Origin of the sequence: Rufibacter latericius (genome assembly GCF_003721515.1) — a bacterium.
GTDB classification, from domain to species: domain Bacteria; phylum Bacteroidota; class Bacteroidia; order Cytophagales; family Hymenobacteraceae; genus Nibribacter; species Nibribacter latericius.
This window is the reverse complement of the sequence record NZ_RJJD01000001.1, coordinates 50,943-74,706: the sequence shown is the minus strand read 5'-3', so window position 1 is coordinate 74,706 and position 23,764 is coordinate 50,943. Positions and strand designations below refer to the sequence as shown.

The following is a 23,764-nucleotide window of genomic DNA, read 5'->3' as shown; positions in this document are numbered from 1 at the left end:
TACCAGCTTTGCTGCCATATCAATTTAAGCTTTTTACGGCAGCAGCAGAGAACTGTCTCCGTAACTAAGGAAGCGGTAGCCGTTGGCAAGGGCATGTTTATAAACCTTCTGCCAGGAAGGCCCAATCAAGGCAGAAACCAACAGCAGGAGGGTGCTTTGGGGCTGGTGGAAGTTCGTGACCAAGCCGGTGCAGATTTTGAACTGGTAACCCGGGGCAATAAGGATTCGGGTAGTGGCGTGCAGGTGCGGTAACTTGTGGCTGTCCAAGTGGTAGAGCAGGGCTTCCAAGGCCTCTTGTACCGATAGATTGGACCGTACCTCATACGGAAACCATTGGGGAACCTGAATCTCTTCTCCTTCGCCCGGAAGAATTCCCAGAGACAGACCAGTGCCAATCCAGTACAGGCTCTCCAGGGTACGCATGGAAGTAGTGCCAACGGCTATCACGGGATGGGGACCATGGTACAGCAACCGTTCTATCAACTGACGACTCACGGAGAGTTGTTCGCCGTGCATGTAGTGGTATTCCATTAGTTCCGCCTTCACGGGCTTAAAAGTGCCTGCCCCCACGTGCAGGGTCACGAAACCCTGCTGATGGCCTCTCTCCTCTATCTGGGTCAGGACCTCGGGGGTGAAGTGCAAGCCGGCGGTAGGAGCAGCTACGGCACCCGCCTCAGAGGCGTACACGGTCTGGTACCTGTCCTGGTCTTCTTCCGCAACCTCGCGGTTCATGTAAGGAGGCAACGGGAGCAGGCCGGCCAACTCCAGGATTTCGGCAAAAGTCCTGTGGCCCGGCGACCAGGTGAAATGGATGGCAAATCCTTCCTCGGCAGGAGCCAGGCGCTCGGCCCAGAGCGAACCATCAGAAGGGTAAGGCCCTAAGGGCATCTCCAGTCGGCCATCGCGCCAGCGTTTGTTGTTTCCCACCAGGCATTTCCAAACCACCGAGTAGGTCTGCTGCATGGCTTGTTGTACTTCGCGCACGGGTTCCAGGGGCTCCAAGCAGAACAACTCAATCATGCCGCCTGTAGATTTCTGGAACCGCAAGCGAGCCTGCACTACTTTGGTGTCATTGAAAACCAGAAGCGAATTGGCGGGTAAGGCGGCAGGCAGGTCCCTGAACTGGCCATCTGAGATGCGGCCTTTCTTGTAAAGCAGGAGCTTAGATTGGTCCCGGTTCTCCAGAGGGTATTGAGCAATACTTTCCTCGGGTAAGGTATAGGTAAAGTCCGTAATGGAAAGTTGTCTCGGATGATTAGTAGGCATGTAAGTCAATCACAATAAAAAACAAAGGTATAAAGCAGAGCCCAGCATCAATAATTAAAATGCAATTTCATACAGTACAGCAAGGTTTTGCGGAAGTTAATGGCAGTAACCAAGTGCTGGATTTTCAGGCACCTTTCCAGCTACTCATAGCTCGGGTTGCTTCTTTTCTACGGGCCAGAAACCAGGATAACCCTTTACTGGAACACCCTCAGGCCTGAAGGATACTGCGGGATGTTTTGTCTTTGATGGTAAGCGAATGATCGCCTAATAGGAGAGAGGCAACAAAGCAGGTTTAGAAAATCCGTAGGAAAGATAAAAAACCTATTTTGAGCCTGTTTTCAAGAATTTAGTCCGAAAGCGGGAACGGGTTAGGAGGGAGTGTCAAGTGGGGCGATTTCCTCGTCATGTTCCAGGTCGCTGAGTTCCAGTTCCAGGGCTTTTACCGAGATCTGGATTTCCCACAAGGAAAGGGCCATGGAAAGCATGAGTAAAACCAGACTGATGCCAAAGACGATTTTACCGGCGGTTTGCCAGCCGGCGTAAATCATGAACATGCACAGCACGCAGGAGAACATGCTGGCGATGCCAAAGGCCTGCATGTTCCGGATGAGGATGAGGCGGGTTCTGAGGTTCTGGATCTGGCCGTACACCAAATGGCTGTGGTTTGCCTTGTAGACGTGCTTCAGGTCCCGGATGAGTTTCGCTAAGGACATAAACCGGTTGGTGAACGCCAGCAGCAGCAACGAGAGCGCCGGGAACAGCAGGGCAGGAGTCGTGAGCGTGATTTCCATGGATGGGTTCTAAGCGGAAGGACTGGACTGGCTACTCTTCCGGAGTGTCGTCGTCATTGTCCTGGAACTCCAGGTCTTCGGCGATCTCCAGGGCACTGGCAATGAGCTCATCGGTTTCCTCTTTGGAGGAAGCGTTAAGGGTTTCCTCAAACAAAGCTAAAATGTGCTCGGCGTCGGCGTTCACGAACAGGTCTGTGTACAGTTCCTCAAAGAGGTGGCTTTTGTTCTGGACCACCTTGTCAATGCCTTGCACCCCGGTAGCTTGCAGCGCCTCCTGCAGCAGATCGCGTACCTGGGCACTTTCCTCGTCGCCGCCCAGATCAGTGAGTAGTTGGAGCAATGAAATACCTAATCCCAGGCGCAGGCGCTCGAACCGGAAACTCACTTCTTCCTGGCTTTTCCGGCCGGGGCGAGCCTCCTTCAGGGCTTTTTCCAGTTCAGTATACAAAGGAGAGATTTCGGTCTTCAGGGAAGTGGGTTCGGGGCCAAATACCTGCTCCAATAATTGTTGGTAAAGAGAATCGCTCATGAGGTGTAAAAAAGGAAAATCAAAATAAGGTGCCTGGTTCTTCATGGGAAAACCCCCTGAGAACCCGATGGCAAGTTAGGAAAAGAACCAATGCGTTTACCGCCTATTTTCTGAAAAGCAGGCCGTAAACAATCCTGCTCTTTAATCCGCCGGAGCCAAGCCCAGCCTCAAATTGAATAAAGGTAGTACGGAAGAAAGCTCCTCACCGGTAACCCAAGGCCGGGAAATTCACTTCTTCTGCCCTGAACCAAGAAAAAAAAGGCTGGGGCGCAACACTTTTTAAGGCTTTCACAAGTATAATAATTTGTAGAAACCGGTTGCCTTTTAGGGGGTTTACTTTCCTGATTAATTTGCTTAACTTACTCAGACTGAAGAAACCACGTATGGGTATCCCTTTGCAGAAAACTTTATCCCAGGGTTTCATGATCCTGATGCTTTTATGCACCATGGTAATGTCCCCTTTGTTTCTCTGGGGGCAAACTGTGTCCCTGGAGGACGATGGACTCAAGTTTAAGTTTAACCGCAAAAGGGCCCGCATTCCCTTTACGTTGGTACACAACCTCATCATCATCCCCATTAGAATAAACAACTCCAATCCGCTGAATTTTGTGGTGGACACGGGGGTAGACCGAACCCTGCTCATGGAGATTGGGCAGTTTGACACCATCACCCTGAACAACGTGGAGAAGCTTTTCCTGCGGGGCTTGGGAAGCGGCGATGGAATCCAAGCCATGTTGTCATCGGGCAACAGCATCAGTTTCTCGGGGGTTGAATCCAATAATCAAAAGGTGCTCATGCTGGAGCAGAACATCTTCAACCTTTCCTCGCGGTTGGGCATGGAAGTGCACGGCATCATCGGGTACCCGCTGTTCAAAGACTTTGTGGTGGAGATTGACTATGAAAACAAGGTCATGACCCTATACAAGCCCGGCACTTACCCCCAGAAGAAAATAGATAAAAGCTCCATCGTGCCGCTGGAGATTGAAGCCTCCAAGCCCTACGTGAACGTGATGGCCAATTTCCCAGACGGTAAGCAATACCCGCTGCGGCTGATTGTGGACAGTGGTATGAGTTCGTCTATGCTTCTGTACCCGCCCACCTTGCCGGAGGCTAAGGTTCCGGATAAAAAGATTGAGGCTTACCTGGGTCGAGGGCTGAACGGCGACATCCACGGCGAGATTGCCCGCCTGGAGGCCCTGCAATTGGGGGAATTTACCTTGAACCGCCCACCGGCCTGTTTCCCTGATTCCATGTCTATCCGGCATGCTTTGGGGCTCAACAACCGCAACGGCAACCTGGGCGCCGATGTGCTGCTGCGCTTCAAGGTGGTTTTTGACTATAATAACTCCCGCATGCTGCTGCAACCCAACCGGAAATTCAAGACACCTTTCTATTACAACCTGAGCGGCCTGGAACTGCTGAGTCCTATCCCGGGCTTCAATTTTTACACCGTGGCCCAGGTGATTCCTAACTCGCCCGCCCAACGCGCCGGTCTGGAGGCCGGAGATGCCATTCTCAGTATCAACGGTATTGACTGCATAGATAAATCTCTGGGGGAGATCCTGGAGATGTTCCAGACCTATCCTAAACGTCGCCTGCAACTGAAAGTGAGCCGACAGTACAAATCATTCAACACCACCCTCCACCTGCAGGATTTGATCTGATTTCGGTTTAGGGCCTACTTTCAGAAAAACAGGCCCTAAACCGAAACAAGGTTACTTAGGGTTTACGAACTGGTACACCGCTGAGAAGTCTTCCTGGCTAAGGCCGGCCTGTTTGGCTTGCGCGAAGAGCTCTTTCACGGTGTGGAGGGTTGGCAAAGCTATACCTTGTTCATAAGCGGTTACCCCGGCCAGGTGCAGGTCTTTGTGCATCCACTCCAGAGGAAATTCGGCGGAGAAATCACGGGTAAGCAGTTTGTTTTCTTTCAGTTTAAGAAAAGGCGCTCCGCCTGGGCCGTTCAGCAAGGTCTGGCAAAGGACTTCCTCGGTAATGCCCAGTGACGTACCCAGGCGCAAAGCCTCAGCAAACGCCGCCATCATCTGCCCGAAAAGCATGTTGTTCACCATTTTCATGCTGGAACCTTGTCCGTGGGCGCCAATGTGCAGCACCGCTTTCCCCATGGTGTCCAGAAGGGGGCATACTTCTTCCACATCATTGGCTTCGCCGCCTATCAAAAACACCAGTTGGCCCGTTTCGGCGGGCTTCAGGGAGCCGGAGACTGGGGCATCCAGGAACCGATGTCCCATCTTGAGCGCGGTTTGCGCCATCCGGAGACTAAAGGAAGGGTTCACCGTGCTGGAATCAATCCAGAGAGAGTTTCCGGGCAGTTCTTTCAAGAATCCGTGTTGGCCCAAAGCCGCCTCTTCCACCGATTCCGGGGTGGCCAGCATGGTAAACACCACGCGGCATTGTTTTCCCACTTCCTCGGGAGATTGGGCCAGAATAGCACCGTTGGAGACTAACTCCGCTGCTTTCTCGGGGGTGCGGTTGTATACTACCAGGGTATGGCCTGCTTTCTGCAGGTTGGCGGCCATGCGGCTGCCCATGATGCCTAAGCCTATAAATCCTACGTTCATGTTTTTCTGTTTGGAATGCACGAAAGTAAGGATTTACGCAGCCCGCGCGCAAGGGGTAAGCTGAATCTCGGTTTCGGGGCTATTTTCTGGAAAACGACTTAAAAACAGACCTTAGGCTTCTTCGGGGAAATTGAAAGTAAACGTGGTGCCTTGGCCCGGAACAGACGAAACCGATAACTCTATTCCGTGGAAGGTAGCGATGGTTTTCACGATGGTAAGGCCCAGGCCGTGGCTTTCGCCGTCAGGGGCATGCAGGCGTTTGAACCGGCTGAAGATGTGCGGTAACTGTTCCTCGTTGATGCCCACGCCGGTGTCTATGATAGAAAGCTCGTAACCCTTGTTCTTCGGTTGGCCTTTCAGGCAGATGCTTCCTTCGGGTTTGTTGTACTTGATGGCGTTGTTGACTACGTTGAACAGCATGGTGAACAGCAGCGACTGGTTCGCTTTGGATAAGGTGTATTCGCCTGCCAAATCTGTGTTCAACGTTACTTCCCGGGCCTCGGCGCGTTCTTCTATTTCCTGGGCTACTTCCTGGGCCAGGTGCGGAATGTCTACGGCTTCGTTGCGCAAGTACTGTTCGTTCTCGATGCGGGAAATCAATAGCAGTGCCTGGATAATGTTCTTCAGCCGGTGCAGTGTCCGGAGGTTGTCTACCAGCTTCTCCAGCATGCTTTCGGGCGTTTCCGGGTCAGAGAGGAGGTTCTCCAGGCGGGTCTGCAGAATAGAAACCGGCGTGAGCAACTCATGCGACACGTTGCCTATAAACTCTTTCTCTTTCTGGAAAGCCTCCTGAATCTGCCCCATCATGGCGTTGATGGTGTTATTGAGGTACAGGAAGTCATCGGTGGAGGTGGCCAGGGTTTTAGGGGTAAAGGCGCTGGGGTGCTCTACCCGCTGTAGGCGTTTGATGATGAGCGTGAGCGGGCGCAGCAGAACCTTGCTGAAAGCTAGGTCGGTGAAGACGGTGAGCAGCACCACGGCGGCCAGGAAATAGAGCGCGTAAGTTTGCAGGGTTTTGCTGTTGTTATGGATGGTAGCCAGGGAGCGCCCAATCTCCAGCAGGTACCTTTTACCGCCCAGATCAAAGGTGGAAGATAGCACCCGGTAGTTCACAATCTCGTTATCCACCTTGCGCAGGCTGTTCTCAATGCTGTTCACCACCTTCCCTGACGAGATTTCCTCCAGCGAAATGAATTCCTCCCGAAACAGGTTGTAGCTCCCGTAAGCATCACCGGTTTCGCCGGTGATAAACGTTTCTATGCCTTGTTCCTCAATAATCTGGTACATTTTCTCCTCCTTCTGCAGGAGCCGCTGATCGGCGTTGAGCAAAGCCACCTTGTTAACGAGCATAGGAAGGCCCACCACCAGCAGAAGCAGGATAATGACTTTAGAGGCTGCACTGAAAAGGGCTAATTTTGACTGAAGGCGCATTCAGGTAAGGTGCTGATTATTTGTTGAGCTAAGTGTTAATGGATTTGGGAAGGTGAAGAGTTTGAAATCAATAGGCAGATGTAAGTTCTTTTACCCTTTGGCCAGAAGGAAGAATTTCGAAAATTGTTTCTAGGCCGTTTTGGCTAAAAAAGCTAGAAACGACCGGCCACCCATATCCGAACCCTTTCCTCTAAAAACTCCCAGATTAAAAAATTGCCCATCACATATTATATTAATTAGCACATTAAACAGTTAACCGATAGCCTACCCCGCGCACGGTTTCCAGCCAGTCTGTGGTGGCATGCCCTGATAGCTTTTTGCGGAGGTTCTTGATATGCACATCTATGTAGTTGGAGTCATAATCGTCTTCCAGAATATTGCCCCAGATATGCTCGGTGAGTTGCAGCCGCGTTAAGATGCGGTTTTTGTGCAGCAGGAGGTAATGCAGAATATCGAACTCCTTTTTGGTGAGCACAATCTCGTGGGAGCCAAATGTCACCCGACGCGAACTGCTGTCTATCTCAAACCCATGGAACGTCACCGACGAGGATTTCAGCTTGAATTTGCGCCGCAGCACCGCCTGCATGCGGGCCTGCAGTTCCAGCAAAGAGAAGGGTTTAGGCAGGTAATCATCGGCCCCCAGGCCCAATCCCTTGATACGGTCTTCCAGGGCCCCGCGAGCGGTTAAAATGATAATGGCCGGATCATGGTCGATGTCTTTTATTTCTTTGAGCAGGTCCAGGCCGTCATAGTCGGGGAGGCCCAGGTCCAGGAGAATGAAGTCATACCGGTTCACGGCTATCTTCTCAGAGGCCTCGCGCCCGTTGGAAGCCCAATCACAGATATAATGTTCCTGGGCCAGGAAGTGCATCAGCTCGGTAGCCAGACTGGTTTCGTCCTCTACAATCAGGATGTGCATAGGTGGTTTGGTAGCGGTTAAAAAGTATAGCTCAGGTTTAAGGAAAAGAAGGATTGCGCCTTGGATTCATCGCCCTCCAGGCGGTTGACCGGGAGGGCAAACCGGTACGCGGGCTCAATGTCCACGTTCATCAGGCTAAACACCACCGGAACGGTAAGGGAGTAATTGAGTACCCTGAAGCGCTTGCTGGTACTGGTGGTAGTTGTGGTGGTGGTACCCCCTTTGCCATTCCCGTTCCCTTTTCCGTTTCCGTTGGGGTTCAAGGGGTCAAGAACGGTTCCCAAGCCTTTTTTCTTGTTCTGGGTTACCACGGTATGGGTCTGGGCGAATTCCTGGGTACCGGCTATGATGCTGAATTTAGGGTCTATGCCCACCAGGTTCTTGCCTTTCCAAAACTGCTGCAACGGAAGGTAGCGGGAGTTGTCCAGCACGGTAAAAAGGTCGCTGCTGCCCCCAAAGATGTAACTGGTGGTAAGCCCCGTCAGGAGGTATTTCCAATCCAGAGTACCGGAGGCGGTCACAGCGTTAGACGTCACCGATTTCACCAAAGGCGTATTCGGGCCGAAAAAGAACCGCGAGTAACTAACCAGCCCATCGAACCGTTCCCCCACCTGGAAACTAAACCCCGCCGAGACATCGGTCTCGTCAATGAAGTCCTCAGTGTTGAACAATTGGTAAGACATCGCCGAAATAAAAAGTCCCGAGGTGTGGGTATAGGTTAGCGAGGCCGCTACATAAGGGTACTGCGTGGCCGTATTCCGCCCGAAAAAAGAGGCGTTGTTGGCCGTTTCCAGCCCAACCGTCCACCAGCCTTTCTTTGAGGCGGTGTCCTGGGCTGGACTTGAGCTCATTTCAGGAATAATGGTGGTATTGGCCTCCGCAAAGACCGACGGGTTTAAAGCGAAACAAAGCAGGAAACAGAATCCAAGGATAGTTTTCATCTGAGTGGATGGTTTGGTAGTGGCAGAAGCAACTGGGCAAACAACAGCGGTTACTGCTTCTGTAAAAAGGACAATTTAGGGAAAGGCAGGCGTTCTTAGTTTTTACCTACTTTGATGCGGCCAACTCCCACGCCACCCACTTTCACGGGTTTGGCAGCTTTTACTGTCTTGGTAACCTTTCCGGTCACTTTGGCGGCGCTACCGGCTGCCCCTCGTCCCGGACGGGCAGCACTCTGCGGACGGCCCGCAAAACCACCCCTGGTGACTTGCCCAGCGTCTTCAGAGACTTTCCGGGGTTTTTGCTGGCGTTTGGCCGTGGCTACCTCTTTTACTTCCTGTTTGTCACCTTTTCTGGTTTGGCGGGGTTTGTCCTGCCCCTGAAAGTCTCCGGTTTCGGAAGGCATTGGTTGGGATAAAGCCTCCTCAGAAACCAGGTTAGCGGCTAAGTCCGTTTTTACTGTAGCCGCGGCAACGGGCGCTTCTTTTTGGATGAATTCGCTTGTTACGCCAGTATTTAAGTCCTGGGCCACAACCGGCAGGGCAAATATCGAGGCGGTGCAAAGGGTAGCCAAGGCTAGTAAGAAGTTTATTTTCATATAGATAAAGCGCATTCCGGATAATGATACTTCAAAGCTAATATGGAAAGATGAAGAGAAGGTGAATATTTCAATTTCTGTTCAATTTTTTCATGTAGCTCTCTGGTGGTTCCGTGGTTTAAGGGGTGTTTTACAAAAAAGAGACCAGAAACAGCCGTGCTATTAAGGTCTCTTTGGGGTTACTTAATAGAACGGACAAAAGGTTGGTACTGAAAACCACGGGAAGCGCTGCCGTAGGCCGGAGCCGAGGATGCCAGAACCCAATTGAATACAAAGCAAATGCTGATGAATAGTTTCATAGTGTTACAGTGTTTTGTGTGTTGGTGGAGGAAAAATTCCGGTGCCTCCACTTAAGCAGAGACACCGGAGGTAGAATTGGATTGGGTAATTACTTGCCTACTTTCAGATTGGCGGCGGCATTCACTTTCACCGGTTTTACTCCTTTGGTAGAAAGGCCGGTGGTTACTTTTGTGCGGCGAGCGCTGGTGGAGGCATTGACTTTGGCGGCTGTTCCGGTGGTAGCAGACACTCTGCCAGCCCGTTGGCGTTTCTCAGAGGCAGCAGTTTTCACCAGTTCGCCTTTTTCTTTTCCGGTAGCTAGGGTCTCCCGGGTCAGGGTACTAACCGCTTCTCCGTGGTTTTCCTGGTCTTTTCTGACCGACTTGAGTTCAGCGTTGCTTTTTACTTTCACTTCGGTGTGGGAAGCGGCGTCTAAGGTTTCTTCGGTTTGGGTTTTCGCTTTCAGGTCTGCCTTGGTTTGCGCAGCGGCATCAAGAGTGGCTTCCTTTTGGGCTTTGGCTTCTTCTTTCTGGGCTCTGAGTTCTTCTTTTCTGGCTTTGGCCGCCTCTTTCTGAGAGGTTATTTCTTCCTGTAAAGCTTTATCGGTTTTCTCTTTCTTTTCTTTGGCTTTGTCTGCTTTCGCTTTGGCTACCTCACGTACGGCTTCTCCTTTACCAGAAACATCGGCGTTCACATCGGCAGAGAGGGTAGTTTTGGCGGTGGTACTTACCGTGGTACCATGGGTAGTTTTAGAGTTGGTGTCCTGCGAGCCGGTTGAGGAGGTCGTCTGGGCAAAAGAAGTACCTGCCAGTAAAAATGCGGCAGCTAGAAAGGTCAGTTTTTTCATGTCAGTAGACGTTTTAAATGATTACTGCGTCAAAACTATCCTGTCAAGATGAAGAGAAGATGAAGAAAGAACTTCATGTTAAAATTTTTTTGGAAATTTTTCCGGGCATCTGTGAAAAGCCTGTTTTTAGCCTAGTTTCGCATAAATGGCCTTTAAATAGACTCCAGATATTTTTCAGGATTTAGGATGATTTTATCTGCTTCATGAAGAAAACTGCCCCTTTATGAAGAAACACTTCTGCTTTCTGTGCCTTTCCATTCTCGTGCGAGGCTCTCAAAAGGAATGGAATCAAAGGAAAAAGGAGAAGAAGGAAATGATTTAAGGGAAAAAGCCTTTTGGGGCTAGTTTCTAGAAAACCGGCCTAAAACAGAAAGGCCGCTCTTTTACAAGGGCGGCCTTCAGTAAATAAGGAAGTAAACTGCTACAGCACCTTCACTTTTAAGTAAGAGGGTTGCTGCGGGTTGTGGTACACGCGGTGCGTGGCTTTCTGGAAATCCTCATTTTTGGCTTCGTAGATGTTAGGCACAAACTTCTGCGGATTGCGGTCTACCAACGGGAACCATGTGCTCTGCACCTGCACCATGATGCGATGCCCTTTCTTAAAGGTGTGCAGCACGTCTTGCAAGGGCACGTTCACGGCTGTCACCTGGTTGGGCGTGAACGGCTCTGGTTTCTCGTAGCTGTTTCTAAAACGGCCCCTAAGCACCTCGCTTCGCACCATCTGCTGGTACCCGCCCATCTTCACCGAGGCCGGGTTGTGGGCATTCTGGCGGGCCGTGTCTGGGTATACGTCAATGAGTTTCACCACCCAATCGGCATCAGTACCGGTGGTGGAGATGTTGAGCGCTGAGAGGATTTCTCCGGCCAGGGTGAGGTCTTCGGTGAGTACATCGGTTTGGTAGGTGAGCACATCGGGGCGGCGGCTGGCGAAACGCTGGTCATCGGTCATGTACTCGCGGGTCATGCCGGTGGTGGTTTCCTCAGAAAAAGGAACCGGTTTGCTTGGGTCACTGATGAACTCGTCAAAGCCGGTGCCGCTGGCGGCGGGTTTCTCAAAGCTGAGTTTTCCGTTCTGCCCGAAGTACAACATCCGTTCCTGCGTGTTTTTTGGTGGCCAGGCCGCAAACTCACGCCACTGGTTGGCGCCCGTGTTGAACATGTACGCCTCGGGCAGTTCTGGCTTGCCTTTGCCATTCTCCTTCAGGTAATGGCGGAAGAACTTGGCTTCGATGTTAGGCCGGTAGAACTCAGAGGTGTTTTGTCTAAAAGAAACTTTGCCCAGGTTTTCCCCGGTTGATCGGGCCCAGCCGCCATGAAACCAAGGTCCCATCACAATAGTGTTGTACGTGCCCGGGTTGTTCTTCTCAATGGTCTTGTAGGTTTCCAGTGCCCCGAAAAGGTTTTCGGCATCGAACCAACCGCCTACCACCATCACGGCGGGTTTGATGTTCTTCAAATGCGGCCTAATGTTCATGGCTTGCCAGAATGCGTCATAGTTAGGGTGCTGCATGATGTCGTTCCAGAAAGAGACCTGGTTTTTCAGGTATTGACTGTTAGCGTTCGGTAAGGCACCCATCCGCATAAAAAAGTCATAGCCATCTGGAGTACCGTGGTCAAAACGCGGGGCGCCGGTAGGAGAGGGCTGCGGACGCGGCTGCCCAAAACTAGCCAGGAAGTTGAAGGCGTGCGGCAAGAAGAACGCACCGTGGTGGTGGAAATCGTCCCAGAACCAATCGGTGACCGGGGCTTGCGGAGAGGCGGCTTTCAGGGCGGGGTGGTTGCTGAGCAAGCCCACGGTGGTGTAGTAACCGGGGTACGAGATGCCCCACTGGCCCACGCGGCCGTTGTTGTTGGGCACGTTCTTCACCAGCCAGGCAATGGCGTCATACGAATCAGTGCTTTCGTCTACCTCCTTTTTCCCCTTCTTGGCAAGGATGGGTTTCATGTTGATGAATTCGCCTTCGCTCATGTACTTGCCGCGCACATCCTGATACGCGAAAATGTAGCCTTCGCGCAGCATGTCTGAAGAAGGCCCTACGCTGGTTTTATACTTATCTGCTCCGTACGGTGCTACCGAATACGGCGTGCGGTTGAGCATAATGGGGTACTTCTGGCTTTTGTCTTTAGGTGCATACACCACGGTGAACAGTTTGGTACCGTCGCGCATGGCCACCTGGTGTTCTGTTTTGGTGTAGTTTTCCCGAATGTAGGCCGAATCTGAGAGCGTTTGGGCAGAAGCGGCAAACGAGGGCCACAGCAGGACCAGCAAAAGCCATTGCCAGAGGGTTGGTTTCATAAAGAAGGGTGTTTGTTTGCTAGGTGAATTACGGAGCGGGAAATTAGAGAATTCAGCGGCAGCAGGCAACCTTAGTTTCGGGGCCTGTTTCCAGAAAAGAGCGTCAAAGCAAGAAGCACGCAGGTAGTTGGTTTATGAAAGGAAAAAGCGCTGATATTCCATTTTTACCTTTACAGTAGGTGCTTTAGGTTTCTTCGTGTTTTCTGAAAATTGGGCATAAAAAAAGGCCTGGTATTCCAGGCCTTTTGCTTTAGAAAATCGTGATGGAAACCCTATTCGCATTGGTACTCCACATTGGAGACAGTGGTAGTGCCTTCTTTGGTTTTATTGGTGATCTTGGTAGGATATCCGCTGGAGTTATACTCGTAGGTATTGGTATAGGAAGCTTCGGGGTCTACGGTGTCTCCGGTTTTAGCGTCGGCGGTGAGAATGTTGTTGGTGCTTGGCGGAGCGATGAACATTCCGGTTAGCAGGGCCTGGAAAGAAGCCGCCATGTTTTTCTTATCGTCATAGGTATAGGTGATGGTGGAGGAAGGCGCGATGGCGTTGGGGAGGTATTCTTTCTCGGCGATCACGTTGCCTTTGCTGTCATAGTCAAATTTAGCGGTGCCCAAGGGAATCACCTGAGGTTCGCCCCCGTCTTCTGCCGGGATAACTACAAACCTATTGGCGGCAATCACTTTTTTGGCCGAGTTGTAGTCGTACGTGATCAGCATGCCGGCGCCATCTACCCCAGCTTCCTCACTAATTTCATCAGACACCAACATCATGCCATCTGGCAATTGGCCGGTGTTGTCATCTTCGTACACATACTCAATGTTACCGTCAGGGAATTGCAGCGCGGTTGGTCTTCCGTTGGAGGCGTAGGAAACTGTGATTTCGCCTAAATCTTCATCGGTGAAGGAGGAAATACGGCCGTTGGCGTAGGTAAAGGTAGAAGTTCCGTCAGTGCCGGTGATTTTAGTGACTCTGCAATCAGAAGGGGTAGGAGTAGGGTCAGAATCATCATCCTCAGAGCAGGAGCCTAATACAAAAAGGGAAAGCAGAAAGAAGAGGGCAGGTAATTTTGAGAATTTCATTGTGCGATGGAATTTGGTTAGAATTAGTACAGGTTTAGTTGGAAGGCATAGCGCTTTTCTGCCTTTCAAACCTATAGACAGGGGCAGTACTGTTTTCCCCTAATCCTCTGGAAATATTTTTTAGGTTCTATTCTCTTTGGGGATATTTTTTCTGGGGAAGTCAGGAAAGGGTACTTGTGAGGGTGATGGGTTGTAGGGGAGAGTCTGCCTTCTTCAACCCAGGGAAAATTGGTTCAATGATTTTAGGGTAGACGGAAAGAAGATTTGAGGCTGTTTTCGCAAAAAGGCTGCTGAAACGCACTGGAATACCCTTAATGTTTCGGCATTTTTTTTCACCTTTGGAGATCGCTTAACATCCGCGTTAAGCCTACTCAAGCCAAACTTTTATGTTGAAGATTTACTTGAAGTATGCCCTGGTCTGGGCCATGCTTTTGTACGGGATGTCAGTAGGGCATGCCCAAACCACCCTGCAAACCCCTGAGCAGTTTTTAGGGTATCGGTTAGGAGAACAATTCACGTATCACGCCCGCCTGGTAGATTATGTGCGCTACCTGGCTACCCAGAATCCCACCAAAATGCAGGTGCAGACCTACGGTCACACCTATGAGAAACGACCCTTGTTGCTTGCCACTATTTCTTCGCCGGCTAACATGCAGCGCCTAGAGGAAATCAGAACCAATAACCTTAAAAACACCGGGTTGGTGAGCGGTCAGCCTTCGGGCGGGAAGCAGCCGGCCATTGTGTGGCTCAGTTACAACATCCACGGCAATGAGTCTGTCTCTTCTGAGGCCGTGTTGCAGGTGCTGTATGACCTTCTGGACCCCAAAAACGCCCAAACGCAGAAATGGCTGGAGAACACCGTGGTGATGATTGACCCCTGCGTGAACCCCGATGGCCGCGAGCGCTATACCCAATGGTACAACCGGGCCCGCAACCAGACGCCCAATGCTTCGCCGTGGGCCTGGGAGCACCAGGAGCCGTGGCCGGGCGGACGTCCCAACCACTACTACTTTGACCTGAACCGCGACTGGGCCTGGCAGACGCAGATTGAATCCAAACAGCGTGCCGTGGTGTACAGCCAATGGATGCCCCAACTGCACGCCGATTTCCACGAGCAGGCCGTAGACAACCCCTATTATTTCGCACCATCGGCGAAGCCCTACCATGATGCCATCACGCCGTGGCAGCGTGAGTTCCAGGGAATCATTGGCGACTACAACCGCAAGTACTTTGACAAAAACAACTGGTTGTACTTCACCCGCGAAAGCTTTGACCTGTTTTACCCCAGCTACGGAGATACCTGGCCTACCTACCAGGGAGCCATTGCCATGACGTATGAGCAGGGCGGATCGGGCCGGGCCGGGGTGGTCATCCAGAAAGCTGACGGAGACAGCCTTACCTTGAGCCAGCGCATCGCGCACCACCATGCCGCTAGTTTGGCCACCGTAGAAGCCATCTCAGACAAATCAGACCAGGTGATCAAGGAATTCAGGAAGTTCTACTCTGATGCCCAGTCAAAGCCGTTTGGCCAGTACCGCAGCTACGTGTTCAAGGTGAAAGGCGAGGAAGGCCGCATCAAAGAACTCACCGATTACCTTGACCGTCAGCAGATTCGTTACGGCTACGCCAAGGCAGGGGGAAGCAGCAAAGGCTTCAACTACCAGACCGGGAAAACAGAATCCATGAAATACGAAAGCGGCGACCTGGTGATCAGTGCCTACCAACCCAAATCTACCTTGCTGAACGTGTTGCTGGAACCATCGGCCCGATTGGAGGACTCGGTGACTTATGACATCACTGCTTGGTCTCTGCCCTACGCCTACGGCCTGAAAGGTGCGGCGTTTACCGGCCGAATTGCCATGAACGAGGCCAAACCAGCCGCTGCCGTGACCAATACCGCCGCCCCGGCTACCTACGCTTACCTGGCTCGCTGGAACGGAGTTCAGGACCTGAAATTCCTGGCTTCGTTGCTGAAATCAAAGGTGCGCGTGCGCTATTCAGAGGTTCCTTTTGAGCAGAACAACGAGAAATACGCACCCGGTACGCTCATCATCACCCGCACCGGCAACGAAGGGCTGGGCGCTAAGTTTGACCAGATCGTGACTCGCGCAGCGGATTCGTTGGGCATTAAACTGGCTTCTACTACCACCGGCTTCGTGACCTCGGGGTCAGATTTCGGGTCGCGCAGTATCCGGTACGTGAAAGCGCCTAAAGTGGCTTTATTGACCGGCGAAGGCGTGTCTCCCTACGGTTTCGGGGAGATCTGGCATTACTTTGAGCAGCAAATCGGGTACCCGGTGACAGTATTGGGTGGCGACTATTTCGCCAACGTTCCGCTGCATGAGTTCGACGTGATTATTCTGCCCACCGGTTCTTACGGCCGCATCCTGGAAGAGAAAAGCCTGGCCAAAGTGAAAGACTGGGTACGCGCGGGCGGTAAACTGATTGCCATGGAAAGCGCTGTCACTTTCTTAGCTGATAAACCAGACTTCGCGGTGAAGAAAAAAGTAGCAGATACCACCAACGCCAAAAAAGCCGCTACTACCGATGATCTGAAAAAGTACGCCAACCGCGAGCGTGAATCCATCTCAGAGGAAGTGCAGGGCAGCGTCTTCCGGATCAACCTGGACAATACCCATCCGTTGGCGTTTGGCTACAGTTCCACATATCCGGCCCTTATCAGAACCAATACCCTTCCGCAGTTCCTGAAAGACGGCTGGAACGTGGGAGTGGTGAAGAAAGAAGCGCCGGCTACCGGTTTCGTAGGCTCTAAAGCGGGAACCAATCTGCAGAACGGCCTGGTGCTGGGCGTGCAGGATCTGGGCCGCGGCCTGGTAGTGTACATGATTGACAATCCTTTGTTCAGAGCCTTCTGGCAAGGCGGGAAACTGATGTTTGGGAACGCTGTCTTTTTGGTAGGACAATAATCCTTTAGAACACCCGCTTGTTGAAACAGAAACGCCCGCCGCAAGCGGGTGTTTCTGTTTTGGGGCCTTTTTTCCGGAAGTGGCCATTAAATGCAAAAGGATGTATATTTCGTTCGTAGTTCTCGTTTTACGTATAGAAGTTCTACTAAAGCTTTACCTTATGCGCCTTTCCTCTCTACGTGCTTTCGTTTTGCTGGTAAGCCTGGCTGGCCTGGCCGGTTGCTCTAAACAGAATTCGTCTAATTCAAACCAGATGGGCCTCGCTGCCTCTGGGGAACAAGCCCTCTCGGGCGATGACCTTTCCAAGGCCCGAAGCAACTACACCAACTATTGCGGGGGCTGCCACGGGCGGTCTCTGGAAACATTTGTCAACCGAAAATGGCAGCACGGCGATTCGCAGGAGGCGCTGTTCAAAGGCATCAAGCACGGGTACCCAGACCAGGGAATGCCCGCCTATGCCACCACCTTCACTGACCAGGAAATCACGCAATTGGCTAGCTTCATCCGCGAAGGAATTGTGGCGCAGAAAGGGAAATCTGAGAGCAAGGGCAACGCGCAGGTTTACCGCTCAGAGAAACTCAACTTTGAGCTGGAGAAAGTGGTCACCGGCCTGGATGTGCCCTGGGCCATGGCATTCTTACCTAACGGCGACATGCTGATCACCGAACGGGGCGGAACCCTCTACCGCTTTACCAAAGGACAAGAACTGCAGAAGATTACTGGCTCCCCCGAGGTCCTGGACCAAGGCCAGGGTGGTCTGTTAGATGTGATATTGCACCCCAATTTCGCCCAGAACAACACTATTTTCCTTTCTTATTCCGCTTTCAAAAAGGAGGGAGGGCAAACGCTTTCCACCACTGCCATCATGCGGGCTCAACTGGAGGGAAATGCCCTTACCAACCAGAAGCAGATCTTTGAGGCCCAACCTTACGCCAGAACCCGCCACCACTACGGTAGCCGGATGGAGTTCGGCCGAGACGGGTACCTGTACTTCTCCATGGGAGACCGCGGCGGCACCAGGGAAAATCCGCAGAACCTGAACGTGCATGCCGGTAAAATCCACCGCATCAAAGAAGACGGGACCATCCCCGCCGATAATCCCTTTGTGAACCGGGCGGGAGCCATGAAATCTATCTTCACCTACGGGAACCGAAATCCGCAGGGAATGGCGTTGAATCCTACCACCGGTGAGTTGTGGACGCATGAACACGGGCCCAAAGGCGGTGACGAGGTAAACATCATGAAGAAGGGCGCCAACTACGGCTGGGCCGATGTTACTCATGGCATTGACTACAACGGCTCTAAGATCTCGGATCTGAAGCAGAAACCCGGCATCACCGATCCCATCAAGATCTGGGTGCCCTCCATCGCCCCATCGGGTATGGCTTTCGTGACCGGAGATCGCTACAAAGCCTGGCAGGGTGATTTGCTGGTGGGTTCCCTGAGTTACAAGTTCCTGAGCCGTCTGGAGCTAGACGGTAATAAAGTAGTGAAAGAAGAACGCCTGCTGCAGGACATCGGGCGGGTGCGCGACGTTCGGCTGAGCCCCGATGGCTATGTGTACCTGGCGGTGGAGAATCCGGGAGTCATTTACCGGCTGGTGCCCACCAGTGAATAAGCTGAAGGTAGTTTCTTCAAAAAGGAGCGAAGCTGTTTCATGCTTGGTTTAGGGAAAAAGCAGGGAAAACAACCTCTATTGGTAGCTTAGGTAGCAAATGCTATTGTGAAGGGTTTTCAGGCATCTGCACATACACCCCGTCTTCCCGCACTTCTAATGGGTAACGTTCCAGCGGGCGGGTGCGGCCTTTGCATTCCTCGCCCGAAATCAGGTGGAAGCGGTAGCTGTGCCAGGGGCAGATAATCTCGTTCAGGTAGTTGACGGTGCCGCGGCTAAGGGCATCGCCCAGGTGTGGGCACTCGTTAGTAACCGCGAAAAGCCCGGCAGCCGTGTGGGCGATGCAGATTTCCTTTCCGGCGGCCATTACCGCTTTTGACTTGGAAACGGGGACTTGTGATTTAGCCTCGGCTTCGCTTTCAAAGAGTTTGATCCATTGCATACGAATGCGTACGGAGGAATAGGAGAACCTGTTTGGCGGCTGGTTTTAGGAAAATGCCCTTAAATCGGGTGGAAGGTTTTGGAATGGGCCGGAAATGAAAAAGCCCGGAAAAACCGGGCCCCTTACACCAAACTAACAAACAAAACTTTAAACCTATTGAAGACTAACCGAGTCCGGGGAAAGCAGCCGGCTGAGAGGGAATCAGGGGCTGTGGTCTCGTTTAGTGTTACAAATATGCAGTGCTTTGCCCCCGTAGCCAACCGAAATGAGAGGAACCGGCCTTTTTCCTGACTGAACCCCGACAAACCCGGAGTGAACTGGAAAACCCAGGCGTGAACCGGGTAAAACAGGCCATGAAACCGGAGGACGGAATTTCCCTTTTTGGCTTGAAGAGGCAGAAAATTCAGTTGCTTTCAGGTTTAAAATTCCATTATTCAGGAGCCAAAAGGAAGAAAATGGCTTTTCACCTTCCAAAAAGCTCAGAATTCTTTTCAGTTCTTAGATTTTGAACCAAGCAAAAGCCATCCTTACTGAATCCTTCTGAAAGGAGCCAAACCGGATTTCTACCTCCTGAAATCGCCCGCAAATCAGATTCAAATTCAGTTTCATGGAGAGCTTTGGCGAGTTTCCGATTTTTGCTTCCTGTACCTCCTTTTTCGGATTCATCCGAAGCAAGAATTCCGCCGAGGTTGGTTGATGGATTGTTCTGGAATTTTTTGTTACTTTATCCGGGTCAGAATGAAGGAAGTTTTTCCTTAAGCTTACTTCGGCCTGTTTTACAGAGTACCTTCCTTTTTAGAATCAATTCCCTAAATCAAGATTCTCACGCCTCAGGCCTATGAATGTACTCTACTCCACGAAGCAGTTCTTTGGGGCCCGAAACTTAAAAACAGCTAAAAATCAATGGCTTATTCCTCGCCAGGTTGTGTGGCTTTTGTTTTCCCTGCTTTCTTCTTTGCCCGGCTACAGTCAATTCGTCACAAGGGGAGATTCCGCTCCTGCCTCTACAACTTGTTACCGCATCACCCCCGACCAGCCCGCCCGTTTCGGGACCATCTGGTGGAAAGACAAAATAGACCTTACCAAGCCCTTTGAGGTTTCCTTTATCATCTTCCTGGGTTCCAAAGACCAAAGCGGGGCAGACGGCATCGCGTTCCTTTTCCATAATGATCCAAGAGGATTTGAGGCCCGAGGTAACTCCGGTTCCGGTTTGGGGTTCGGGGTTGATGAGTTTGATAATGCCAATAGACAATCCATCAGCCCCTCGGTAGCCATAGAGTTTGACACCTATGATAATGGAGTCCTGTACCATGATATCCCGGAAGACCACACGGCGGTGATATATAATGGCATTATGGACAGGCCAAAGGTTCTGCCCGTGCGGCTTGATCCCGATAACGTAGATGTGGAGAACAACCAGTGCCATACCTATAAAATCACCTGGAACCCCGCCACCAAGGAACTACAGCTTTTCTTTGACGGCAAGCAGCGGTTCAGCCACCGTGATGACCTGATACAGACGGTGTTCAGCGGGAGTAAGGAGGTATATTACGGTTTTACTGGTTCCACGGGAGGGCTGCAGAACGAACAGACCATTTGCATCATTGACCCCGAAAGCAAACCGGTAGCCCAGGATGATGTGGGAAAGGCAGAACCCCTGAAACCTGTTTCCTTGCCGGTTTTAGAAAATGACTCCCATACCAAGCAGGAACCCATTGGGTTAACCAAGGTCATGACGGCACCCAAGAATGGAACCGCTATCGTGTCAAACAACCAGATCGTTTATACCGCCAACCGTGGCTTTTCGGGGACAGATACGTTTGTCTATGAGGTTTGTGAGAACGCCTCGGGGCAGTGTTATTCCAAATGCGCCACGGCGTCGGTGACCATGCAAGTGTCTTGCCCGGTAATGCCTCCTCCTGAACTGAAGGCCAATGCCGCGTTGGAAATTTGTGCCGGAGACAAGCTTCAATTGACGGTGACCTCGGGAGAGAATTACCTGTACCAATGGCGGAAAGATGGCCAACCAACGGGAGGCTTGGTCACCACCAATATTCTGGAGGTAAAGGAAAAAGGGATGTATTCCGTTGAGGTGTTCAATGCCTGTGGCACCAAATTATCGTCAAATCAGGTAGCCGTCTCCGTCAGGGAATTACCCCTTGCCCCAGCAGTTACCAGTGCTACCCGATGCGGGCCCGGCAGCGTGACCCTGCAAGCCTCCAGTTCCACCGCCGATGCTTACCGCTGGTACGATTCACCTTCTGCTACCATTCCTATTGCCAGCGCAACAAGTTCCACTTTCAATACCCCAGAGGTATCTGGTTCTACTACGTTTTATGCCTCGGTTGTCCAAAACGGCTGTGAAAGCCCTAGAGTCCCAGTCGAGGTCATTATCAAGCCATTGCCTATGGTCCAGGCCGGAGCAGATGTCACCATCAACCTTGGGCAAAGTACCCAGTTACATGCCACCGGAGGGGTTTCGTTTAGGTGGGAGCCAGCTTTAGGGTTGAGTGACGCCTCCAGTCCCGCACCAAAGGCGCAGCCCAGGGAAACCACCACCTACACCGTTACCGCGAAAGATGATCAAGGATGTGAAAACCGGGCCTCGGTCACCATCACCGTCACTAAGAACCTGGTTATTCCCACGGCGTTTTCACCCAATGGCGATGGCACCAACGAAGTTTGGGAAATCACGAACATCACCAGTTACCCAGACGCCACCCTCCGGATTTTTGACCGATGGGGAGGAAGCGTTTTTGAAACGAAGGGCTATGGCAACAACTGGAACGGAACCCAAAAAGGCAAGCCACTTCCTGTTGGTACTTATTTCTATCACATCAACCTGGAAAAGGGACGTACCCTTACCGGCGCCGTTAGCATTGTGAGATGAAAAGGAACCGACTCTTGTTTCAAAAAGTGCTTTTCTGCTGTTTCTTTTTCTGGCTTCCTTTCCTGGCAAAAGCGCAGCAACGCCCCCAGCATACGCAGTACATGCTGAACAACTACCTGCTGAACCCCGCCCTCACCGGCATTGAGGATTACCTGGATCTTAAACTCAGCAGCCGAACCCAGTGGGCAGGAATAGAAGGAGCGCCCCTTACGTTTTATCTGTCTGGTCATTCCAAGCTTGGCCTGAACCATCCTTCCTCCATCTCCAAAACCGCAGATGCAAAACAAGGTGACTTTGCCCCATCACCGGAACAATACGGAAACTACCGGAAACACAAGCCTCACCACGGAGTTGGAGGCTGTGTGCTCTATGACCGAATCGGGCCTTTTGTCCAGACGGAGGTCAACGCCACGTATGCCTACCATTTGTGGCTTACAAAGGAGCTGAAGCTTTCTGGCGGGGCATCGGTGGGGTTCTTGCGGCAGTCGTTTAGGTCAAATCAGGTTACCTTCGCTGATCCTGCAGATCTGGTAAATACGGGGCGTTCTTCCTTTACCCCCAACTTCTCGGTGGGCTTGTGGTTGTATTCCCAAAAATTTTATGTGGGGGCATCTGCTTACCAACTCCTGGGGAAAGAATTATACAGCCAGGAAAATTCGAAAACTCTGCCGCATTATTTTGTAACCGGAGCCTATAAACTGAACCTAACGCCAGAGGTAGCCTTGGTACCTTCCGTTTTGATTAAATGGGTACAGCCTTTACCCGTGTCACTGGACTTAAATGTCAAAGCGAGCTATGATAACCGATTCTGGTTGGGAGGGTCTTACCGACAAGGGGAGAGTTTTTCCGGAATGGCCGGTCTAACGCTCAACTCCTTGTTCGAAGTAAGTTATTCGCATGATTTCGGGACAGCGGCGGTAAGCAGGGCCAGTGCCGGAAGCCATGAACTGTTGCTGGGAATCCGGTTACTAAACCATCGGCAACCCACTAGCCCGAGTAATTTGTGGTAAACTCTCTGATTGGTTAAAAGCAGGGGAGCTTTACAGGCACTTCCGGTAGGGTCCTTGATAAAAATTGGGAAGTGGAACAATTTCGAGTGGTTTGGAATAAGCTAGAAATGAAAAAGCCCGGAAAAACCGGGCCCCTTACACCAAACTAACAAACAAAACCTAAATTCAATTGAAAGCCAGCCTTAGCCAGCGGACCAACCAGAACCAGGAAAACTATTCAACCTGAAGCTTTGCAGGGGTTTTCGTCCTGATTGGTGATACAAATATGCAACGCCTTTGCCCCGGCGGCAATCGAAAGTAGAGGAAGCAGGCTTTTTCCTATCTGAAACCTGAAAAAGGAGGAGTGAACCGGATAAAGCTGGCCTGAAACCGATTAGTAGATAGTAATGGGATAGTCCCATTTCTGTATAATAGAAAAAGCCACTCCAGATAGGGTGGCTTTGCAGGCGTTTTTGAGAAAAGTGCTTAAAAGTAGTCTATCACCAGAGCGCATGCGGATAGAACAAGACTACTTTTAAGCTGAAATAGAGTGTGAATGTATAGGTTTTAACGGACCTAATACATTAAGGTTTAAGTGAGTATAAAGAAAAGTTTGATTTTTTTTCCACAACCTCTCTAGGTTGCTCTAGGAGCAATATTTTAAAGGTTTTATCACCCACGTTCCAGTTCTTGAATTGAGCAAGGTCAACAAATAACCGGTCGCCAGCTTTAACATTTACAATTTTCTCCTCACAACCTGAGGTCACCATGCGCAGGGTTCCGTCAGTGGCGGCGTACGCTTCCTGCTCTGGCGAGGCATGGAAATCCAGGTACTCACCGGGCTTCAGTTCCAGGGAAAGGATCCGGATGTGATCGGTTTTCAAAACGTGTTTGAAGACCTTGGTAGAGCGGGTAGTTGGTCCGTTGGCAGGAGTGGTACCGGCGAAGGCAGGAACCATGGCGAACAGGAAACAAACTGAAAAGAAAGCGGAGGTTAATTTAGTTTTCATAATGTTTTTATGGTTAAAATTTTTAAACTTTTTTAGAAAGTTTTGACCCCTTTTGGGGTAGTCCCTTTGATTATATAGATACAAATTTGAGTAAAACGTTGCTTACTTGTATGTTAATGGTTTGTTAAAAGGCTTAAAATGAGGATGAAGCCGAAGAAAGCGAAACTGAGACTGACTTTTTTGAGGATGAAGAAGACAAGATATTTTTGACTCTTTTCCTGAACGCCGGTTTAAAACAGATTTCGCTTCCAAACCACTGATTTAAAGACAGGGATAAGGCATCTTACCCTAAGGGAGGGTAGGTCATTTTGGAACAAGAGGAGAATTTACCCACCCGA

General features: G+C 51.2%; 18 protein-coding genes. 5 read left to right on the top strand and 13 right to left on the bottom strand.

Annotated features, from left to right (window positions below):
* Positions 1-33: 33 nt before the first annotated feature.
* From EFB08_RS00305 to EFB08_RS00295, 3 genes are all read right to left on the bottom strand, one after another.
* Positions 34-1,266: an S-adenosylmethionine:tRNA ribosyltransferase-isomerase gene (locus tag EFB08_RS00305; protein WP_123124923.1), complete on the bottom strand. Its 1,233-nt coding sequence runs from the start codon at positions 1,264-1,266 to the stop codon at positions 34-36.
* Between the two features lie 368 nt (positions 1,267-1,634).
* The gene (locus EFB08_RS00300; RefSeq protein WP_123124922.1) at positions 1,635-2,057 is read right to left on the bottom strand and encodes a DUF2721 domain-containing protein; all 423 of its coding nucleotides are present in this window, start codon (positions 2,055-2,057) and stop codon (positions 1,635-1,637) included.
* 31 nt (positions 2,058-2,088) lie between these two features.
* Positions 2,089-2,586 (bottom strand): hypothetical protein, encoded by a 498-nt coding sequence (locus tag EFB08_RS00295; RefSeq protein WP_125077611.1) that lies wholly within the window; start codon positions 2,584-2,586, stop codon positions 2,089-2,091.
* 395 nt (positions 2,587-2,981) lie between these two features.
* Here EFB08_RS00295 and EFB08_RS00290 point away from each other — a divergent pair, with 395 nt between their 5' ends.
* A complete protein-coding gene (locus tag EFB08_RS00290) occupies positions 2,982-4,250 on the top strand; it encodes an aspartyl protease family protein (protein ID WP_165864760.1) in 1,269 nt (422 codons plus the stop codon).
* 51 nt (positions 4,251-4,301) lie between these two features.
* On the opposite strand, the gene EFB08_RS00285 is transcribed toward EFB08_RS00290, so the two are convergent.
* From EFB08_RS00285 to EFB08_RS00250, 8 genes are all read right to left on the bottom strand, one after another.
* Positions 4,302-5,165, bottom strand: a complete 864-nt coding sequence (locus EFB08_RS00285; protein WP_123124919.1) for an NAD(P)-dependent oxidoreductase — start codon at positions 5,163-5,165, stop codon at positions 4,302-4,304.
* A 111-nt stretch (positions 5,166-5,276) separates the two neighbouring features.
* Positions 5,277-6,596, bottom strand: coding sequence for a sensor histidine kinase (locus tag EFB08_RS00280; RefSeq protein ID WP_123124918.1), 1,320 nt, complete (start codon positions 6,594-6,596; stop codon positions 5,277-5,279).
* A 244-nt stretch (positions 6,597-6,840) separates the two neighbouring features.
* Positions 6,841-7,515 carry a response regulator transcription factor gene (locus EFB08_RS00275; RefSeq protein ID WP_123124917.1) on the bottom strand — a complete coding sequence of 225 codons (675 nt, stop codon included), beginning with the start codon at positions 7,513-7,515 and terminating at the stop codon, positions 6,841-6,843.
* A 17-nt stretch (positions 7,516-7,532) separates the two neighbouring features.
* Positions 7,533-8,456, bottom strand: coding sequence for a hypothetical protein (locus EFB08_RS00270; protein WP_123124916.1), 924 nt, complete (start codon positions 8,454-8,456; stop codon positions 7,533-7,535).
* Between the two features lie 95 nt (positions 8,457-8,551).
* Positions 8,552-9,052 carry a hypothetical protein gene (locus EFB08_RS00265; RefSeq protein ID WP_125077610.1) on the bottom strand — a complete coding sequence of 167 codons (501 nt, stop codon included), beginning with the start codon at positions 9,050-9,052 and terminating at the stop codon, positions 8,552-8,554.
* A gap of 388 nt (positions 9,053-9,440) precedes the next feature.
* Positions 9,441-10,178, bottom strand: coding sequence for a hypothetical protein (locus EFB08_RS00260; RefSeq protein ID WP_123124914.1), 738 nt, complete (start codon positions 10,176-10,178; stop codon positions 9,441-9,443).
* Positions 10,179-10,599: 421 nt separating this feature from the next.
* Entirely contained in the window at positions 10,600-12,474 is a 1,875-nt protein-coding gene (locus tag EFB08_RS00255; protein WP_123124913.1) for a CocE/NonD family hydrolase, read from the bottom strand.
* Between the two features lie 272 nt (positions 12,475-12,746).
* Positions 12,747-13,553 carry a hypothetical protein gene (locus tag EFB08_RS00250; protein WP_123124912.1) on the bottom strand — a complete coding sequence of 269 codons (807 nt, stop codon included), beginning with the start codon at positions 13,551-13,553 and terminating at the stop codon, positions 12,747-12,749.
* Between the two features lie 386 nt (positions 13,554-13,939).
* On the opposite strand from EFB08_RS00250, the gene EFB08_RS00245 reads away from it, so the two are divergent.
* Both EFB08_RS00245 and EFB08_RS00240 read left to right on the top strand, forming a co-directional pair.
* The gene (locus tag EFB08_RS00245) at positions 13,940-16,480 is read left to right on the top strand and encodes a M14 family metallopeptidase (protein ID WP_123124911.1); all 2,541 of its coding nucleotides are present in this window, start codon (positions 13,940-13,942) and stop codon (positions 16,478-16,480) included.
* 160 nt (positions 16,481-16,640) lie between these two features.
* Complete coding sequence (locus EFB08_RS00240) at positions 16,641-18,098, top strand: PQQ-dependent sugar dehydrogenase (RefSeq protein ID WP_165864759.1); 1,458 nt, start codon at positions 16,641-16,643, stop codon at positions 18,096-18,098.
* Positions 18,099-18,198: 100 nt separating this feature from the next.
* Here the strand turns inward: EFB08_RS00240 and EFB08_RS00235 are convergent, their stop codons facing one another.
* Complete coding sequence (locus EFB08_RS00235) at positions 18,199-18,537, bottom strand: Rieske (2Fe-2S) protein (RefSeq protein ID WP_123124910.1); 339 nt, start codon at positions 18,535-18,537, stop codon at positions 18,199-18,201.
* Positions 18,538-19,375: 838 nt separating this feature from the next.
* On the opposite strand from EFB08_RS00235, the gene EFB08_RS00230 reads away from it, so the two are divergent.
* Positions 19,376-21,427 (top strand): lectin-like domain-containing protein, encoded by a 2,052-nt coding sequence (locus EFB08_RS00230; RefSeq protein ID WP_123124909.1) that lies wholly within the window; start codon positions 19,376-19,378, stop codon positions 21,425-21,427.
* Positions 21,424-22,437, top strand: a complete 1,014-nt coding sequence (locus tag EFB08_RS00225; RefSeq protein ID WP_123124908.1) for a PorP/SprF family type IX secretion system membrane protein — start codon at positions 21,424-21,426, stop codon at positions 22,435-22,437. Before EFB08_RS00230 ends, EFB08_RS00225 begins: the two co-directional genes overlap by 4 nt.
* Before the next feature lie 563 nt (positions 22,438-23,000).
* On the opposite strand, the gene EFB08_RS00220 is transcribed toward EFB08_RS00225, so the two are convergent.
* Positions 23,001-23,426, bottom strand: coding sequence for a hypothetical protein (locus EFB08_RS00220; protein ID WP_123124907.1), 426 nt, complete (start codon positions 23,424-23,426; stop codon positions 23,001-23,003).
* Positions 23,427-23,764: the final 338 nt, after the last annotated feature.